General features: G+C 57.2%; 14 protein-coding genes. 1 reads left to right on the top strand and 13 read right to left on the bottom strand.

Annotated features, from left to right (window positions below):
- Positions 1–400 precede the first annotated feature (400 nt).
- The 7 genes from QA649_RS36620 to QA649_RS36590 form a co-directional block, all read right to left on the bottom strand.
- Complete coding sequence (locus QA649_RS36620; RefSeq protein ID WP_283021422.1) at positions 401–1,471, bottom strand: cytochrome-c peroxidase; 1,071 nt, start codon at positions 1,469–1,471, stop codon at positions 401–403.
- A gap of 1,184 nt (positions 1,472–2,655) precedes the next feature.
- The gene (locus QA649_RS36615) at positions 2,656–3,093 is read right to left on the bottom strand and encodes a hypothetical protein (protein WP_283021421.1); all 438 of its coding nucleotides are present in this window, start codon (positions 3,091–3,093) and stop codon (positions 2,656–2,658) included.
- A gap of 709 nt (positions 3,094–3,802) precedes the next feature.
- Positions 3,803–4,522, bottom strand: coding sequence for a hypothetical protein (locus QA649_RS36610; RefSeq protein WP_100233313.1), 720 nt, complete (start codon positions 4,520–4,522; stop codon positions 3,803–3,805).
- A gap of 58 nt (positions 4,523–4,580) precedes the next feature.
- On the bottom strand, positions 4,581–5,330 hold the full coding sequence (locus QA649_RS36605) for a hypothetical protein (RefSeq protein WP_092302639.1): 750 nt from the start codon (positions 5,328–5,330) through the stop codon (positions 4,581–4,583).
- Between the two features lie 1,447 nt (positions 5,331–6,777).
- The gene (locus tag QA649_RS36600; RefSeq protein WP_167406919.1) at positions 6,778–8,151 is read right to left on the bottom strand and encodes a pitrilysin family protein; all 1,374 of its coding nucleotides are present in this window, start codon (positions 8,149–8,151) and stop codon (positions 6,778–6,780) included.
- A 59-nt stretch (positions 8,152–8,210) separates the two neighbouring features.
- A complete protein-coding gene (locus QA649_RS36595) occupies positions 8,211–9,563 on the bottom strand; it encodes a pitrilysin family protein (protein ID WP_100233415.1) in 1,353 nt (450 codons plus the stop codon).
- A 420-nt stretch (positions 9,564–9,983) separates the two neighbouring features.
- On the bottom strand, positions 9,984–10,328 hold the full coding sequence (locus QA649_RS36590) for a hypothetical protein (RefSeq protein WP_283021420.1): 345 nt from the start codon (positions 10,326–10,328) through the stop codon (positions 9,984–9,986).
- Between the two features lie 1,531 nt (positions 10,329–11,859).
- On the opposite strand from QA649_RS36590, the gene QA649_RS36585 reads away from it, so the two are divergent.
- Positions 11,860–12,045, top strand: coding sequence for a hypothetical protein (locus QA649_RS36585; RefSeq protein WP_283021419.1), 186 nt, complete (start codon positions 11,860–11,862; stop codon positions 12,043–12,045).
- A 632-nt stretch (positions 12,046–12,677) separates the two neighbouring features.
- On the opposite strand, the gene QA649_RS36580 is transcribed toward QA649_RS36585, so the two are convergent.
- The 6 genes from QA649_RS36580 to QA649_RS36555 all read right to left on the bottom strand — a co-directional run bounded on the left by QA649_RS36580 (position 12,678) and on the right by QA649_RS36555 (position 18,302).
- A complete protein-coding gene (locus QA649_RS36580) occupies positions 12,678–12,974 on the bottom strand; it encodes a hypothetical protein (RefSeq protein ID WP_283021418.1) in 297 nt (98 codons plus the stop codon).
- A gap of 654 nt (positions 12,975–13,628) precedes the next feature.
- Entirely contained in the window at positions 13,629–14,174 is a 546-nt protein-coding gene (locus QA649_RS36575) for a tetratricopeptide repeat protein (protein ID WP_283021417.1), read from the bottom strand.
- Positions 14,175–14,281: 107 nt separating this feature from the next.
- Positions 14,282–16,399 carry a type III secretion system export apparatus subunit SctV gene (sctV, locus tag QA649_RS36570; protein ID WP_283021416.1) on the bottom strand — a complete coding sequence of 706 codons (2,118 nt, stop codon included), beginning with the start codon at positions 16,397–16,399 and terminating at the stop codon, positions 14,282–14,284.
- Between the two features lie 8 nt (positions 16,400–16,407).
- Entirely contained in the window at positions 16,408–16,836 is a 429-nt protein-coding gene (locus QA649_RS36565) for a histidine kinase (protein WP_283021415.1), read from the bottom strand.
- A 2-nt stretch (positions 16,837–16,838) separates the two neighbouring features.
- Positions 16,839–17,378, bottom strand: coding sequence for a hypothetical protein (locus QA649_RS36560; protein WP_283021414.1), 540 nt, complete (start codon positions 17,376–17,378; stop codon positions 16,839–16,841).
- Between the two features lie 33 nt (positions 17,379–17,411).
- The gene (locus QA649_RS36555) at positions 17,412–18,302 is read right to left on the bottom strand and encodes a hypothetical protein (RefSeq protein ID WP_100233416.1); all 891 of its coding nucleotides are present in this window, start codon (positions 18,300–18,302) and stop codon (positions 17,412–17,414) included.
- Positions 18,303–18,402: the final 100 nt, after the last annotated feature.

Below are 18,402 nucleotides of genomic sequence, written 5' to 3'. Positions count from 1 at the left end.
CATCGGCTTTTGGATTGGGGATGGTGCTTTGGCGAACATGCGGCCGTAAAACTCGTCAATGTAGGACAAGTGCATGCCATCCGATCTGGCGCCGTTCCGATCTGTGCGGAGGAAAAGTCGGCGGCCGGCCGCTTGGAGAAAGGGCTGATGTGAGATGATATGCGGTGCCCGCGAGCTACGGCAGAACGTCTTCCTAGCAGCACGGGTTGCCGACGCATTTCAGGGCGCGCGGGCCTTCGTTGCCTCGCGAGTCGACGCAGGATTGAGCTGCCCAAGACGGATGACTTAACCGGTCCCTAAGGAACTCTGGCGTCGGCGACGGGTTCGGGCTTGAGGCCCGCAACTCGAGCCTGTTGAATGCTCCGGCTTGGACCGCCTAGGGTGTCGCTATCGTGAAGACCTATTTGTCTAAGGAGGGCTTTGGCGTTGCAATGGTGCGCGTGGGCAGTATCGGGTACTCGATCTTCGGCAGCTGCCCGGTGAGCGAATTCAGAAAGGCGACAATCTCGTCAGTTTCTTCATCGCTGAGCTTTGCTCCAAGCTGAACCTCACTCATGACGCCGACCGCTTGCTTAAGACTCCAAACCTGACCAGAATGAAAGTAGGGGGGGCGCAATGCGACGTTGCGCAACGGCGCCGAGCGGAAAACATACTCGTCGCCGAGATCCTTAGTGACGGCAAAACGACCCTTGTCCTCCTTTGGAAGCAGGCCTTCGGCTGGCCTCTTAACGACGCCGAAGCGAAAATAATCCTGTCCACCGACGTTAATTCCGTTGTGGCAAGAGGAACATCCCTTTTCGATGAATAGCTTTAGCCCGGTTTTCTGCTGATCGCTGAGAGCATATTCATCGCCCTCGAGGTACTGATCGAAGGGGGCGGCGGGAGTAATCAAGGTTGCCTCGAAAGCCTCGATGGCCTTGGCGAAATTTTCAAACGTAACGGGCGCCACTTCGTTTGGAAAAGCCTTACTGAACATAACGACATAATCGGTCATTGAATTCAATGTTTTGAGCACGTGATCGGGCGTCGCATTCATTTCGACGCTGGCCTGGACAGGGCCTGCGGCTTGCGCCTTAAGATCCGCCGCTCGCCCATCCCAGAACTGCGCCACGTTGAAGACTGCGTTATAGACTGTTGGCGCACGACGTGACCCCAGCTGCCAACGATGACCAATCGACCTCGGGCCGGCATCTACCCCGCCCGTCCCAAGGTTATGACACGTATTGCAGCTAATAACCCCGCTCGCCGATAGCCTCGAATCGAAAAACAAGGATTTGCCAAGTGTGACCTTTTCATGGGTGATAGGATTGTCCCTCACCGCTGGAGCGGCTGAGGGAATTGGCTCGAAAATCCGCTTGGCGACGCGCGTCAAATCCTCATTGGCGCCTGCGGCGGAGGAAACCAGAATGGCTGAGGCCACAACACTTAACCTACCGGCCCTGGAAAGCTCGCGTACCGCTATTTCCCTCATGTGATGTCTCGCTTTTCTCCTAGATCGTGGAATCGCAAACATAGCGCTCCGTCCGCGTCCGCCCGCAGAACGACGCGCAGCAGTCAACGAATGGTGTCTTCCGTATGCTGGGCTAGGCTGCACCCAGGCCGACGCTCCGCCGGTGCTAAAGCAACCGGTGTGCCAGGGGCTCAAGGTCGAAGCCTGCTGAGCTGGTTCCAAGCAATTGCGCACTGTGAATTGCAGCGAGCGGCTCGAGGATGTCGAATCGACGGTAAGGTGCGACGAATCATCATCCAGCCACAGAAATCCTGGCCTGTCGGTCCGAGCCTCCGTGCTTCTCGGAAACTCACCCGTACGGCACTCTTTGACTCTGCAGGTCAGCTGGCTGAGACCGCGAACAAAGCGAGCTGCGCCGGCGCAGCTTCTCGCTGCTCGCCTCGATGCGTGCGCTTTGAGCCTTCAACCCCCACACTAAGCTGATCGCCACCAACATCAGTGACGTTCCTAGCCGCGGGGCAGTCGGTCAGGCGTGTAGTTGTCAGAAGTTCGTCCTACTGCCACCAATGTGGGTATGCCCGTCTCAGCACGTATTCACACGTGCCGGACGCTCAAAGTGCTTGAATCGACCGTGGCGTCAGGTTGTAGGCATTGCGAAGCAGAACGCCACGGAGGAGACAGCATCGCCACACATGCGCTAAACGGCCGATCTTTGTCGTACCTCCGTCTTCGCAATAAGCGTGTTGCGCGTGGTGGGACGATGATTCGGAGGCCGTAATCATTGCGGCTGGCCCGCAACAGGCGCGATCATGGCTGCCGAGGCGCGCAATCCGGCAAACAGATTACGCTCGCGGGGCAAGGAATAACAGTGAAGGATATGCGGCTTAAGACAGGTTTGGTGAATCAAGAGCGACGAATGAGCTGGATTTGCAATGCGCATTGCTGTGCATCCGCCCTCGCTGCGATCGTGATCGCGATCGCAGCTACGTGGTGCACAGAACAAGCTCGTGCGCGAGATCGTGGGGCCGAGCAAGTCTTAATGTCATGCAGACTAGACCTGATGCGCTTCTGTGACCGCTTTAGAGGGCTTAGCGATGTGGAGGTAGCCGTCTTTTGCCTTAGGGACAATTTCAAGAATTTACGCAGCGAATGCCGCCGCATGATGCCAATTGCGGCGGAGAGAAACGAAGGACCAAGACGGCGTCTCAATAGGCTTCCGGTCGTCCTCCATCGAGAGTGAAGGCGTCCGAGTGGCAGTCGCAGAAATTGAGCGACAGTGAGGTGTTCAGACCTGCGGGCCAGAGTTTGGCCAGCGTGGCCGAAAGTCGATCGGGCTGAAGCATCAGCCTGCCGGGCCGCAGTTCATCTATCCGGGGGCCGAGCTCCGTGGATCGATTGGCCCCGATCAGCGATCGATGTGCGCCCACGCGTACTACGAGATTGCAATGCGCTCTGAACTTCAATTTCGCACTGAAGCAGTTGCGCTCTTCAGCGCTGCAGCCATCCGCCGACTTTGGGCCCGCCTCGAGATTGCCATCGGCTTGGTCCCATAGCTGGTCGGAAGGACAATCTGGGTAACTGCGGTGGCTACGGCCGACATCTGCAGGAATCGTGCCGCCCATCAATCTATGGTCGGCAATCAAGTATTTTCCGGGCAGGTGGCTAAGTCGGCTACAACTGGCAAAAGATCGCTGGAACCTTAGCGTTGGAGGGTGTTCCGTCGTGGTCTTCTTCAGGTTTCTCAGCTGGAGAATAGCCTGGTTTCGGCTCCCGGGCTCAAGATACAGATAGAGCCAGGAGACCTCTTTTGTTATCCGCCGATCGACTTCCCGAAGGAACTGCCGTTACGGCGTTGTCGATGGGCGCTTCAGGGGAATCAGTTTGCCCGATCGTGATGCTCCTGGCCGAATACCGTTTCGGGCTCAAGGGTCAAAGGAAACGCCGTCGACAGGAGCCGTTCAAAGGCGGAAAGTTGTTCAACCAGACGATTCTCAACGGCCGTGCGCTCCGCGGCAGGTAGGTCCCGTTTAAGGAGTCGACGGCACCGCCAGATTTCGCTCCGCAGCGATCTGATCTCACTTAATGCAGCATCAATTGAAGTCATCACAGATGCTTCGTCCCTGGAGTATCAAGCATAGCGATAGTCATCGAGCGGCCATTCGTTGGCTCCGCATTCCTGCCGAATAATTGCATCCGAGAACATGCGACTTCCCCGCCTGTTCTTTCGGCGAGCAAAGACGCCCAGTCCACTGAAGATTCGTATACCGCAATTCATGCGTTCGCGTCCCGTTGAGAGCGCCATCGAAGATTACTCATAGGCCGGGACGAATAGATGGCGAGCAGATCGGGTTCTCAAGTAGCCCTTGTGCAACGTAGGCTGTCGATGTCCGTGCCACGAGATCGATAGGCCTTTCGCAGCATCACACTCGAATCCAGATCGCGAAACATGCCGTAGTTCCGTCGGATCCATTGATGCAGCTCGGTTGACCAGTCCTTCTCGTTGCGCAGATATCCAGTGAAGGAAAAGCTAACCCGGTCGATATATCTCTTGAGGAACATTGGAAGCGCGGGAATCCGAAGCACCCGCTCGCCATCCATCGCTTCAGGCAACTCGCCACGCAGCACGAATTCATTGTGGACGGTGACCAGCGACGCCGGCGGAATTCGGCGCCGCAGCATTTCATAACCTCGAAAGGAGATGCGGTCAGCGCCCGCGACGAAGAGGATGATGGGGGCGACATAGCAGCGCGCCGTCTCCTTCATGAACCCGATCTCTTCGCACATCCTGAAGAATTCGTCGAAGGCGTGAAAGCCGAGATCGATCACCTTGGCTACCCGGTCGTGGATAATAAGAGGGTCCATCAGCTGCATCTTGCCATAAGTGTCGATCACATCCGCAGTCTCCGTGATGTTGGGGAGGTAGTCGAGCAACGACGGCTCTTTCAAGTTGACGTCAAACGACAGCGCTGTGCCGTTTTTCAGCAGCAAGAACTCGCTCATGGCCCGAGCGATGAGAGTTTTACCGACCTGCGGGCTAGGAGAGCAAATGATGTAGATGGGAGTTGCTAACATAGCCAGCAGATCAATTTCGTTTCGTGCGTGGGCCCGACCGAGCTCGGCGAATATGCGGCTACTTCTCGCCGGCTCGGGTGGCGGACTTGGCGCCGGCCAATTCCGTCAAGTTGATGCGATCAAATTCGCTCCAGACATTTGCCAGCCAGTGCCGGACATAACCGCGCAGCACGAAGGAGTTGTTCGCGGGTTCATCGTTCCGCCCCTTGTTTGCGACGAAGTCTATGAATGGGACTGATGCGACTTCCACCTGCTCATAAGCCATCTCGTTAAGCTTCGGTATGACCAACTCAGTCGCATGTTTGATGCGGTGAAAATAGGAATTATAGGTCGCTTGATCCCACTGGAAGAATTGAGTGTCGTTGATGAAGTTCTTGACTAGGTAGTACTTTGCGCCGCTCATGAAGGTCGCGGTCTCCGCGATCTCGTCCAGCGAAGCGATGGATGATCCCAAGATATGGAACACGGCGAATGTTATCTGGCCAGACCGCGCCGAGTCCAGAAATCCGATGTCGCGCAAGGAAGCCAGCGCAGAAGAAAGTAAGCCTGCGCGAGCATCAATGACAGTGACGGACAGCCCTGAGTTCAGGGTGTCGAAGATCTTCATCTGGTCCGCTGTCGTCGTCATGTCAACGATCTCGGTGATCTCGGGATAAAAGCGCTTCAGCGTTCCCCGCGGCGACTCCGTGTCGAATGCGCGTGTTTGCACGTTGTTGACGCTGAAGTAGTCCAGTAGCGTTCGTGATACGGTCGTTTTGCCGACTCCTCCCTTGTCCGCACCTACCACAATTACAACTGGCTTCACCATGGAAATCTCCTGAGACACTCGCTATAGCCGTCGCGAACTGCGCAACCGGCGCGTCTCTGCTTTGGGTGCGAACATGGCAGAAAGAAGGGCCAATGAACCTTCGGATGCGAGAGCTCTGCAACCGATGAACATTGTCAACATCAAGCGAGTGACGTCCTTAGATTGCAACGACGATGCAGGTCGAGAATGGGGAGTAAATCACTTGTAGTGGTGATCTACGTGAGGTTTGTAAGCGGCTGGCCAAGAACCAACGTTCTGCCTGTGATGATCGTTGCGATTGCCATAGGTTATCTATCGGCGCCGCCATCTAGATGGGCATGAAGCTACCGAATCTTACGTAGCGTCAGATTGCGAAGTCGCGGAAGAAATAAAGGCGGTGCTACGCAATACGACTATGGCTTGACGAAATCATCAAAGGTCTGCTGGATCAGATCGTCCGACTTTTCGGCGGACAATGACCCTCAACGACCGAGCTCTCGCTCTGCTGAAGAATATCGAGATATGCGAGCGCTGAAACGGGTAGCTGACGCAAATAGCAAGCAAGCATCTGTTCGCGTCGAGGCGAGATTATCGTCTCCTGGAGATCGAGATCGAGAGGTAAGGGGGGTACGCCCGGCGGCGCGACATCGGTGATGAAGCGACATCGAGGACGCTCCGTCAAAAGAAGCCGGGGTCGAGCGAATGGGACCGGCGATCCTTCCCTCGGGCACAGATTTCACTGATGACGCTGCGGGAAGCTGCAGATGGCCTGGCGCGTGTGCGCTCTCGGTGGGCCGCTTCCTTGGGTGCGGCGGACGGTGTACGTTACCGTTTTGAAGCTCCCACTCTGATCACCCTTTCGATTTACTAGGTGCGCCCGCCTGAAATGGAATGCGAGGGCGCGTCCATTTCTCGCTTCTTCTGGTCGGTCGCGCTTTAGATAGTTGCTCTGCATATTCGGCCTCGGCGTAAAGCGACGCCATGCTTGCCTTCATATGGGGCAACCACCGGAGCGTTGCCAGACACCCCTAGAGTGTGCGCTGGAAGGGCGCGCCAGGGTACATAACGCCCGCCTGCGGGCTTAACGCAGATCGAGCACACGCCGAAGGCGGCCGAAAGTAGCGATCCTCTGGCGCTGCGAAGAGCTCCGATCCGACCATGGAAATGAAAAGAATTAGGAGCAAGCCATTTGGTAACTGGTTATCTCCACGTCTGAGGTATTGCCAATGGCAGGACGACAGTGCCTTAACTTAGGCTTCGCTGGGACCCTTTTCTATCTAGCATTTGGTTGCCCTGAAGACTTCAACCCGGACTGCTTGTTTGGCAACTCGATTGAGCAGAAACGGTGCTCGAGCGGCCGCATGGTAACTGTCCACGAGCGAATATCTCCGCGAGCTAAAGGCGGTCAGCTAGACGCACTTTGTGCGCAACAGCCACGCGCTTGATAAGCGCCTGGGCTGCTAGAAGGTCAATTCGGTGGCGCCGTCGGAGCAGCGTCTAGCTGCAGGGCGCCTGGCGGCGGGGTGGTAGCCGATGGCATGGTGGTCGGCTGCGCTGCGTCCTTTGGGGAGCGGCCGACAATAATTGTGAGCAGACCATCGCCCCACAGCCGCCGCGCTGCTCTCTTGGCGTCTGCCAACGTCACCCCATCGACCACGGCGTTGTGCTTTTCGAAATAGTCGATGGGCAGCTTGTCAAGCTGCTGCTGCAGCAGCGTCCGCGCAAGCTTTGATGATGTGTTGAGAGCCAGCATTTGCGAGCCCTTCAGGTAGGACTTTGCATCATCGAGTTCCTGCTGAGTCGGTCCCTCCTCGGCGATGTGGCGGACCTGCTTCTCGATTTCTTCGACCGTTTCCTCGGCACGATCGGCGCAGGTGCCGCTATTGCCGAGAAACATGGCTGAATGATCCAGCCAGACCAGGTTCTCACGAACCGAGTAGGCTAGTCCGCGCTTCTCGCGGACTTCGCGGAACAAACGCGACGTCAGGCCGGCGCCGCCGAGGATGTGGTTGACGACATAGGCGGCCATGAAATCGGGCTCTCTGCGACGGACGGCTGGACCGCCAAAAGTCACTACTGTCTGCGGCACGTCGAGCGGAATAAAGACCCGCTGCGGGGGCTTTGCTGCGACGACTTCGGGAACCGGTACCGCTTCCGATTCGGTCGGCAGGCTGCCAAAGGTCTTGTCGAGCAGTTTGCAGAGGACCTCTGGACGGACGTCGCCGACCACCGCAAGTTTTAGCGTGTCTTTTGCGAGCACGCGTCGCACATAGCCCTTGAGATCTGCGATCGCGATCTTCGGCACGCTTTCCAACGAGCCGCCGGCTGGGCGAGCATAAGGATGATCGCTAAAGGCGACTTCGAGGAACTTGCAATGGGCCAGCGACGACGGATCAGTCGAGTCGTGCCGAAGGCGCGCAAGCACAGTGGCACGGATCCGATCGACATCGGCAGCGTCGAAACGGGGCGAGGTTAGCGCCATCCGTAAAAGGTCGAAGGCTTCGTCTGCGTTGTCCTCAAGCGTGCGCAAGGAACCGCGGAAGTGATCATGGGTCGAGTGAAAATGCAGATCAATGGCGCGATGGTCGAGCCGATCATGGAAGGTCTTGAAGTCAAGGCCGGCGGAACCTTCCTTGAGCAGGCCAGCAACCATTTGGCTTACGCCAGGTTTTTGTTCGGGGTCCTGAGTCGCGCCGCCGGTGAAGGCAAATTCCATCGTGATCAACGGGACAGTGGAATCCTGCACGAACCAGGCTTCTATACCGCAAGACGAAACCAGGCGCTCGATCCCGGTCCGGGCAAGCGTCCTCGTGGCGGCAAGCGAACTGGGCGAAGCGAGCATCGCGATTGGGAGCGAGGCTCCCCCAAGGAGGACCTCACGTCGTGTGTACGAATGGATCATTAGAGCTTCTCCCCGTGTTTTGGGGTGGACTCTTTGATGAGAGAGCCGGTCACGGATCGTTTCTTGTCGAGCCATTTCGGCGCGGCCTCGTGCACCTGCTGTGCACCGACCGCGCGGATGCGGTCGGCCCAGCTCCGAATATCGTCGACGGATAGTCCCGTTGTCAGGCCGCGGCCATACCAGCGGGCTAGCATTTCCTGATTGTCCTGGACATAGGTTACCTGCGCGATCAGCCGCGTCTTGACCCTATCGAGATCTTCGGTGCTCGCGGGATTACCCGCAATGTCGGCCGTTACCTCGTCGATGGCGCGCTCGATCTGGCTGAGTGTGACGCCAGGTTTCGGTAGGGCAAAAATCGCGAATAGCGAGGGATCGAGCGCGGCAGAGTGGTAGCTCGCTCCGGCAGTGACCGCGAGCTGCTTTTCGACCACCAGCGAGCGATAGAGATATGAGTTGACCCCGCCGCCCATTAACTGCTCGAGCACGGCAAGCACTGGACCCTCGCCGGCGGCCGCGGTGCGAGCCGATGGCACAAGATAATAGCGGTGCAGGGCTGGCTGCTCCACGCGGGCGTCGGCCAACGTCACTGTGCGCGGCGCGGCCGGCGTCGGCTCCTGCGGCCGCAGGCGTTCCAGGGGAATTGATGCTTGCGTGGGGATGCCGCCAAATGTCTCCGTCACCATCGAGCGGACTTCCTTAGGGGCGACGTCGCCAGCGACAATCAGGATCGCGTTGTTCGGTGCATAAAAGCGCTTGTAGAAAGTAAGCGCATCCTCTCGGGTAAGCTTTTCGATTTCGTGACGCCACCCGATAATGGGGCGACCGTAGGGGTGGTTGAGGTAAAGCGCCGCCGTCATCTGCTCGGCGAGACGCGCACGCGGATTGTTGGCGATGCTCATATTGAATTCCTCCAGCACGACGTCGCGCTCGCAAAGCACGTCCTCATCTTTGAGAATGAGACCGGTCATGCGGTCGGCTTCAAATTCCATCATCTTGCCGAGGTGCTCGCGCGGCACGTGCTGGAAGTAGCTGGTGTAGTCGAGCCCGGTGAAGGCGTTCTGAGTGCCGCCGGCGCGCAGGACGGCCTTGGAGAAGGCATCCGCCGGATGTTTGGAGGTGCCCTTGAACATCAGGTGTTCGAGGAAATGCGCAAGCCCCGATTTGCCAGGCGGCTCGTCGGCCGAGCCGACCTTATACCAGATCATCTGAGTCACAACCGGTGTGCGATGATCCGGGATCGCGAGCACCTGGAGGCCGTTCTGAAGCGTGAAGCTAGCGGGTCGATCCGATCTGACCCTGTCGGCAAAGACGCTCTCCTCTTCAGGTAGATATAAGTCAGTGCTATCATCCATCCTGTGCTCGACCGCCGGCGCGGTGAGCGTCGTCGAGCCGGAGGTATTAGCGGCGGTCCCTCCTGCCTTGGCGGTGACCGAAATCAGATTCCTCATGGTATCGCCTTTCATTCCATGCTGACCACGTTCATGGCAGACAAATCCGATAAAGCGCGGAGCCGCTCGTTTCGCCAAACAGCAGAGCAAAGACCGGGCCAGTTGCTGGCGTGGCGTACTCACGGCCGCGCGCACATCAAACTGGAGACAAAACAGAACTGCCACCTACATCCTGGCAAAAGGTGAACCGTCGACATGTCGTGAACACGACATTTACGCACGACGCGTCAAGAAAACCCGGCGTTAACTGGCAGAATGGAAAACTTGAAGAGCGGTATGACGTCGGACCAAGTTTCACGTAGGCTCGCGGTTACAGATCTCGCTCTACACGATGAGTGGCTTGGCAATATTTCTCATGGTCGCGAGGCGGGAGCCGGCGAGCAGCTCCCTGGAGTACACTGCGCCGAAGTAGTCCAGGACGAAGGTGCCAGAATAGCGTAGAGTATCGGCCGCGGGGATTAGGTTATCAAGAATTGTGCCGACTTGGCCGATGCGATCGCGATAGCGCGAGCGGATAACATTAACGGCGTTCATCGAGTGGACCGCCTCGTCGGTAATTACCTCCTGCAGCCAATGATGGAACGTCTTGTTTCCAAGGGCCTCATAAAACGGTTTTTCTGCTGCATAAGCGCGACAAGTGCACATCTCATCAAATACGATCATAACCATTAGGGAAAAGTCTTCCTTCAGGTGTTCAACGATCGGACCAAAATCATGAGATCGAGCCTCCAATCTCTCCCGAAGAGTCTTTTCGGGTCCATTAGCGACAAGTTCAATGATCCGGGTGAGTCCGTCGGTGTGGCGCTCTTCGTCAATCGCCCAGGCGTTGAAGAATGCAGCAGCTTCATCGGAAGCGATAAGAGTCTCGCCACTAATTCTTGTTTCAAGTGCCGGACGTCATATTCCGTGTACAGATCAGGCCACAATTTGTCCCAACGTGCGCGGACAGCTGACGGCTCGGCGGTGAACATCGTTGGTGTAAGAGCATTGAATAATTCTTTCGGACTCCAATTCCGTTGAAATGGCGTGATCATCCGAGTGCCTCTAAACGCGTAGGGATGCGAGCGCGCCGGCGCACAATTGATGTGATCCGTTCGCTCGTGTCAGCCGTACGCTCGCAGAGCATATGTTACAAACAAGCGGCCGTCGTCTCCTTGTTTTGGTAGGCTGATGGCCAGCGGTCGTTCGGCTGGCTGAAGCGTCCCCTTGAATGGCGCAGTAGCCTTTTGTGATCCACACGGCCGCAAAACCGAGGACACTTGTCGTTGCTCGTTGCGGTCTAAAACGGCCTCACTTAACCTCGCAAGGGGCGCTCTTTCGGCCCGCCATGCCGACAGGCACGATAGTTTCAGCAAATTCACGACGCCGCCGAATTCACGGGTAGGACTGCGGCACGTTTTGACAGTCAGCGTCACACGTGGCATCCGTATCAATCGGGTGTGGACCAATGGGTGGTAGTCTGCGTCCCAGTGGATCCCGAACGTTAGCCTCGTTCCCATAGCTCTTTAATTGTCGGCAGTTGCAGCGATACTACTTCCCACGAGTATCGATGAGTATCTCTGGCCTTCTTCAATTCTGCTAAATTCTCAGTGAAATACCTGTGCACTCCCGCCGCGCCAGCGCACCGCTAAATCAAGTAAACGGAGCTACGGAAGAGACTCGGAAGGTTATGCGATAAGCTTACGCTACCTGGTAGATTGCCTAGGGTTGCGTGTTTGCGAGGATCCGTCGCTAAGCTGCATTTCGGTTGTCGACCGGCGAGGTAAACAACCGCTCAATCTCGCTAGCTCCGATGAGACTGAGAAAGTCCACAGTTGTGTGCCGTTTGCTCTTTATGGAGGCGAAAGGATGGCGACAAAGCACCGGCTCTCTGTCTTTCAAATCACCAATAAACGGATTGCTCAAATTAGTTAGTGAGGATTCCAAAGGGAGGCCAGTTCACAGTCATCCTGATTAAGATTGCAGGCCGAAACGTGCCTCGCTCGCGCTAGCTCCAACGGGGTGCAGAGGCGCCCTGATGGAGCACTGCCGAGCCAGGTTTTATGTGGATGTGGCTCCTTGTGGAATACATTCATTATCGGCCTCCGTCATGCCGGCAAGGTTCTGCCAACCATTCACGGCTTCCACTCCAACCGCTAAGGGATCGAAAACGGTTTTTGAGTAAGTTCTTGCCCGGGATAGCAGGGGAGGAGATCCACATATGAGCGGAGCGGCCGTTATGGAAAACGTGCGCCGCTATCGCGCGATAGCTTCGTTGTGCCGTCAGTCCGCCGCATTTCGGCCAATCCAACGGGACTCATTGCTAGCGCAAGCTGCAGAGTGGGAGGAACGCGCGATCGCAGAGATCGAGAGATACTTCAGTTGTTCTGCTGCACGTCCTGCTTGATTACGCTCGACGATGAAAGTATCCACCATCTGGCCAATAGGTCGGATCATGAAAGGCAATGTTGGCCAAACGATCCAGTCGCGCAAGCGCCGCGCTGAGAATTAATAGGCGGGAGCTTCGAATAGAACGCTCGAACAGCTTCATCATCTCCGCCAGCACATCCCGGGACCTCGTCGAACCACCGGATAGCTCAGCTCTGTGGATTGCTTTCGCCCTCGTCGACGCTGTGCCAAGCGCGCCGCTACGTCGCCCGGAGGGATGATGCGTTCGCATTCGGCAAGCAGGACTCCTTGGTTGGGCACCGTTCGTCGCGGTGGCGTGCAAACATTAAGCCCTAAAGCCGACCCTAAGAGGGGCATGCCGAGTAAATCTGCTAGCCGCGGGGAGCTCAGATGTGTTCAATGATCGCCTGATGAATGTCCGCGCGCGCTAGACAGCCGGAAGATCCGATGTTGCGCCGCGCAAGGAAAACGGAAACTCCGGCTTATCAAAAGCGCAACTCCGCCGTCCCCTGCGGATGCAGAAATCATTGATCAAGAATTATATGGCGAAGAGCATGAGATGCGAGGCTGACCTCCCCAAAGTCGATCTGGCCAATGACTCCGGTTATCTTCGTGGAGAGCCTATGCGCTCTACATAAAGTCATATTCATCATCATACGGATCGTTCGAGGGCTTTGCCGCACTCTCGGTACACCTGGCATTGCCGCTATTGTGTTCAGTTGCGGCAAGAGACAAAGGCGGTTTGCCCGCTCGTTGCCATTTGCATCCTTTGTTTTTCCATTTGTCCTCGTTCTTGGTGGGATCAAGCACCATCATCGGGTCACTTAACTCAACAAGCCAAACGCTGCTGCGCGGGCTTTCGCTCACGGATTGAAAGAGTGAGAGAGGACGAGCGGTTAGTGCCGTCGATCCGGAGCTGATGTTCAAGCAAGACATCGCCCGCGTTATCGACAAGCGGGTGAGTAGCCCGGAAATCTATTATTGAGGCGAGTTCATCTCACGCAGGAAATTTTTCGCGCCAATCATTTTTGCGCCTGAACAGCTCGCCTCGGGCGACCTACGGCTTCCGTTCTCAGGAGCCCGGCTCTCTCGTTCCCGAGCTGATAGGTGAAATATCGCGCTTCCTCCACCCAGACTTCGTGCCGAAGCAAAACGCCATGTCCCCTGTGCGTTGAGCCTTTCGAGACACCCGAGCTAGAGTATCGCTGCTGATTCGCAGCAATATGCTCTCTCCGCCATAAAACTCTCCCAGCTTGTTCCCGAATGAAGATCTTGAGATCTCAACCACCGGTGGCTCGTTCACCGGCGCGTATGGCCGGACTGCAGTCGAAAATGAATCAGAGGAGAAACTCGATGGCGCCGAATTCAGGAATGAGAGTATATCCAGCGAATCTTTGGGCGATACGCGTAGTGCCGGTCATTAGTCGCGCGCGTTCTCATTGATATCGGATAAATTGCTGGTGCGCTGAAACATGAAGCCTCTCATTTGTATCGACGAGGTCGCGGGGGCCGCCGCCGATTGAGTGTTCCGCGTTGATGGTAAGCCTAGCTGTCGGAATCTGACTGCTAAGCATCAAGACGTTACCATTCCGATCCGCTCCCACATTGGCTCGTTCGAGATAGCGCCGAGAAGTACCGGCCGTCTGCCTGCGGTGGTGGGTTGGCGACGCCGGTCTCTGTCTTACCTTCAAGGGCGAGGGACAGTGTGAAGTTATTCCGCAGCATCGGGTTTGCGGGTTCCGCTGCGAGAGCCTGGCGGTAGAGTTCTTGGGCCTCCCGATGTCGGCCCTCGTGATCGAGAGCAACTGCTTTGGCATTCAATGCGCGCAGGTCGCCAGGGGCTGCCAATAAGATCCCGTCGAGCACCTCAAGCGCATCATTCGGGCATTTGCGTGCCAGCAAAGCCCGCGCAAGAGGAATCGCGGCATCAACATTGTCCGGTCGTTGCTTCAGCGCATCGCGCAAAGCCTTCTCGTCACTATCCCGACCGAGGGCGTGGGCGATGCGCTCGCGCATACCAGGATCGACCTCCTTGGCCCCGACCAGTTCTGCCGTGGACGTCGGTTGCTGTGAAAGACCCGACTTGTGCGAGTTAGCGCAACCTGCGAGCAGCACGATGGCAAGCATGGGGGGAAAGGCCGAGCACGAATGGCGACGAAAGTTCCGCCGGCGCCGCAGAACATTAACCTTACATGAATTCATAAGCGACCTCACGACCCCCAAACCTGTGCTCGTCAGCCGGCCGCAGGGAGGAGGTCACGATGCCCGCCTGTAGGAGTCTTGTCCTTGCTAGGCGCAAGTTTGACGGAGCCAATCGGCTGGACGGTGAAATCCGAGGCGAGATCCTGATAGGAGAGAACAGGTAGGTCTATTCCATTGCGGGTGAGAAAGCCGCGGACGAAGCGCCGGATATCCATCGAGCCCAGGATAACTGGCTGGTTCTGACTACGTGCGATGCTCGAATGGATCTGGCGAAATTGTGCAAGTAGCATCTCGCTTTGCCGATCCTCCAAAACGAGGTAGGGACCGACAGCGGTCTCGCGCACCGCACCTCGCACGATATCCTCGGTCTCACGCTCGACGATAAAGGCCGCCACAACACGATGGGCGTTGGCATAGCGGTGACAGATCTGCCGCTTCAGAACGGAGCGCACATATTCGGTGAGCAGTACGGCACTTTGCTCCCGTTCGCTCCACTCTGCAAGCGCCTCCAGAACCAAACGGGTGTTCCGGATCGGGATGCCCTCGTCCAGCAAGCGACGTAGCACATCCGCGATGCGAGGGATCGGCGTCGTGCGCAGCACCTCCTTCACCAGATCGGCATATTCCTGCTCCATCCGGCTAAGCAGCTGACGCGTTTCCTGAATGCCCACCAGGCGCTGTGCATAGCGTGTCAACGTCGACTGGACGCGCAAGGCGATGATTTCGCTCGGACGGTGGTGCCCTATTCCGGCAGCTTTGAGAGCGGGCGCATGGCCTTGTTCGATCCAGATCCGATTCGTGTCTGGGTCCTGCCAAAAGGGGATCCCGCTTAGTTCAATATTCGCCACGTCGTCGTTAAGTAAGAGTTGTGTCGGGTCAATGGCGCCCTCTTCCACCGGCACTCCTTCGACATCCACCCGGAATTGCGATTGGGCGAGGTGCTGTGCGCTTTGGGCGGGAATGCGTGGAATTGTGATGCCAAGATCAGCTGAAACTAGTGCCGAAACCCGTGCGACGCACTGCTCGAGTTCCCCTACGTCGATTGCCTGCATCAGGCTCGGCGCTAGCAACAGCGTAATCGGAAGTGCCTCCGCGGGCACGGTTTGCTTCTGACCTTGTGGGGAAGCGGGAGCCGAACCGGTGGGACCGGCGCCGGCCTTGAGAGCAGTCTTGCCCTCTTGCACGCCAACCTTGAGAAAGCTGGCAGCGGAGAACAGCGCGGCCAGTATGACAAAGGGAGGCAAAGGGAAGCCAGGAACGAACCCCATCACAAGCAAGACACAGGAGGCCAAGCGTAGCGCTTGTGTGCTGGCCGTAAGTTGGTTGACGATATCGGCGCCGAGATTGAGTCTGGAAGGACCGTTGACACGAGTGACGATGGTTGCGGCTGTAATTGACAGCAGCAGGGCCGGAATCTGCGAAATGAGCGCATCACCGATCGTCAGGGTGGTATAATGATGCATCGCCTCCTCGAGGGACATGCCCTTGGAGAGCGATCCGATCGTGATGCCACCCAGCATGTTGATGCAGATGACTATTAGTCCGGCTATGGCATCGCCCTTCACGAATTTCATAGCACCGTCCATCGCGCCGTGCAGTTGGCTTTCTCGCTCCAGCGCGCCGCGCCGGCTGCGGGCTTCGTGCTGATCGATATGGCCGTTGCGCAGCTCCGCGTCGATCGCCATCTGCTTGCCCGGCAGCGCATCGAGCGTGAAGCGCGCAGATACCTCCGCCACCCGTTCGGCGCCCTTGGCGAGAACCATGAACTGCACCATGGTCACAATCAGGAATATGACAATGCCCACGGCGATGTTGCCGGATATGACAAATTCGCCGAACGTATGAATGATGCTGCCGGCATCGCCCTCGGCGAGGATCAGTCGCGTCGTTGCAACGGTAAGAGCGAGACGAAAGACGGTGGAGATCAGGATGACGCCCGGCAGGGACGAAAAGTCGAGCGGCGTGTTGAGATACAGGGCTACCATCAACAGCAATATGGCAAACCCCAGATTGAAACCGATCAGCATATCGATCATGACGATCGGGATCGGCATGATCATCATTCCGATCGCAAGAAGAAGCATCAGCGCGACCATCAAATCCGGGTGAGCCGGCGCGCGCGTGATGAGATTTCGTAGAAGGTTGGCCATGAGAAGCCTTATTGTTGTTTGATTGCAGCTGTGCTGCCCCGCAACAAAACATAGCGTTTGAAGACGGCTTGCGCTTCGGTCATGCGGCCAGCGTGGCGCAGGGCGTGGCTGCGCATCAGCATCAAGGGCGGACACGAAGACGGCTCGTCATCCAGTTTGTCAAGCCTGTCCAATACCGACAGTGCTTCGTCACCGCGACGCTCCGAGATGAGAGCGTAGGCCAGTATGCGGAGCAGGCCGATGTCTTGAGACTGTTCGTGAGCGACCAGCCGCAACAGAGCCAGGCTCTTGGCGCTCTGTCCGCACGCAAGGTAGACATAAGAAAGCACGCAGAGCAAATCTCGCTCCGGCCCGGAGATCAGCTCGATAGCGCCGGCTTCGGAAACGATCGGCGGCTGCGTAGATGTGAAGTGTTGCACTTTGTCTGGCACGACCATTGCTAGCCTTTGATCAAGCCATTGTGACTCTGCCGGAGCAGGATTAAACGTTGCAGCTCGAGTTGCAGAAGGGCGGCCCCTTCACGTGGCACCAAATCCTCTGGCGCCGCTGATAGCGTATCAGCCAAACGCTCCAGGAGAAGGCTGTGTTGCTCTGGACGCAGAACATGCGAATGACGTAAGCGCGGCGTCACGAAGGAGAGCAGGCTGTGCGCAAGATTGGGCTCATTAAGCCAAGAGAGTTCCGAGCTTGGCTCGATCTGACCTGGCGGGGCGCGCGCCTCGTCTAGATTGATGCGCGAAACTGCATCGATCGAACTGAGCTCGAGCGCGCTCTCGATCGTGACGTCCACCAACCGATCCAGCACGTCACTGTGACGAGAAAGTGAGGTGTGGCTCTTAGGATCATTGCCACGCGTCCGGTCAATCCCGATGGACTTGGCTCGAGAATTGACCGGCGTGTTGGCAGATGCATGATGATCAACGTTTGGCCCCTGAAAAGAGGTGCCGGGCTCGACGGGATTGGGGGGCAGCCTAGTCATGGCACTTTGCTTCCTTACCTGCGGCCTAAAACGTTAATAGGGTAGAGTGGCAAGCCGGCCATCCCGGCTCAGCAGAACACGCCCTTCCTCGATCCCGTAGACGGTCCATCCATTGCTTAAGAGCGCGCCGACGAAATACTTTTGACCAGCAATGACAATATAAGGGTCGCTCCCGCGCCAAACAGCTTGGACCCCAATTGCGGGAGGCGTCTTCTCATCCTTGATAGCCACAGCATTGACGAGCGTATAAGCGCCATTGCTATTGTGATCAAACCGCTGCTGGACGTCTCGCCATGTGGCGAGCGAGGCGGGCGTAACGGTGCCATCGGCGGTGACAACGCCCGCCCCAGAGCCGACCTTGATGCCGACAAGGCCCGCTCTGTCAACTTCCTCTTGCAATCGTTCGGCAGCTGCATCGGTGGCCAGAGCATCAGGAGCGCTGAGCGCCAGCTTGGGCGCAATGTCCGGAGCAGGGGACGACGGACTTGACGCCACGGTGGTGTCGGTCTGGACAAAACTGGGTGAGACTGCGCCAACCGCGGCAGAGCTGATCAGGACCAAAGCAAGAAAGACGAGCGATATATGCCGGCGGTCGATGGAGCCAGCTTGTTTGTAGTCCTCGATCGTCCAGCGAATGGACATCGCCCCGGCATGCAAAACGACAGGAAGAGGGACAACAATGGATTCGTTTGGTAAAACAGTCTCGTGCCCCTCGATCCTAACGTCCCTCGCAAGGGCCTCGATCTCGATTGAATTGGAATGGGGGGTGACACGAAGATGGTGCGGTTCGAGGCCTTGTTCGACGAAGATCAAATCAGCATCGAGGCTGCTGCCAATCAGACACGATCCGACCCCCACTTTACTTGTCAGCCCGGAGTAACACCCCGACAACACTTCGAAATGCGGGCAATTTGGTTCATTCACGGTCGGTTTCCTGAACAGCGAAAGGAACCGTACGGCAAAACCGTACGGCCCGTGCGACTTCACAGACTAAGCAGCCGGTGAAAGTGGGGCGGCGACGTCG

It is taken from the genome of Bradyrhizobium sp. CB1717, from assembly GCF_029714325.1.
Taxonomy (GTDB): Bacteria; Pseudomonadota; Alphaproteobacteria; order Rhizobiales; family Xanthobacteraceae; genus Bradyrhizobium.
Note: the sequence above shows the minus strand (reverse complement) of the source record. Positions and strands in the feature narration are given on the sequence as shown.

Coding starts and splice junctions, on each gene's coding strand:
- QA649_RS36605 (WP_092302639.1), bottom strand. CDS start 5,330: ATGGTGAAGCCAGTTGTAATTGTGGTAGGTGCGGACAAGGGAGGAGTC.
- sctV (WP_283021416.1), bottom strand. CDS start 16,399: ATGGCCAACCTTCTACGAAATCTCATCACGCGCGCGCCGGCTCACCCG.
- QA649_RS36585 (WP_283021419.1), top strand. CDS start 11,860: ATGAGCGGAGCGGCCGTTATGGAAAACGTGCGCCGCTATCGCGCGATA.
- QA649_RS36575 (WP_283021417.1), bottom strand. CDS start 14,174: ATGCTTGCCATCGTGCTGCTCGCAGGTTGCGCTAACTCGCACAAGTCG.
- QA649_RS36600 (WP_167406919.1), bottom strand. CDS start 8,151: ATGCTCGCTTCGCCCAGTTCGCTTGCCGCCACGAGGACGCTTGCCCGG.
- QA649_RS36565 (WP_283021415.1), bottom strand. CDS start 16,836: ATGGTCGTGCCAGACAAAGTGCAACACTTCACATCTACGCAGCCGCCG.
- QA649_RS36610 (WP_100233313.1), bottom strand. CDS start 4,522: ATGTTAGCAACTCCCATCTACATCATTTGCTCTCCTAGCCCGCAGGTC.
- QA649_RS36595 (WP_100233415.1), bottom strand. CDS start 9,563: ATGGATGATAGCACTGACTTATATCTACCTGAAGAGGAGAGCGTCTTT.
- QA649_RS36590 (WP_283021420.1), bottom strand. CDS start 10,328: ATGGTTATGATCGTATTTGATGAGATGTGCACTTGTCGCGCTTATGCA.
- QA649_RS36560 (WP_283021414.1), bottom strand. CDS start 17,378: ATGACTAGGCTGCCCCCCAATCCCGTCGAGCCCGGCACCTCTTTTCAG.
- QA649_RS36620 (WP_283021422.1), bottom strand. CDS start 1,471: ATGAGGGAAATAGCGGTACGCGAGCTTTCCAGGGCCGGTAGGTTAAGT.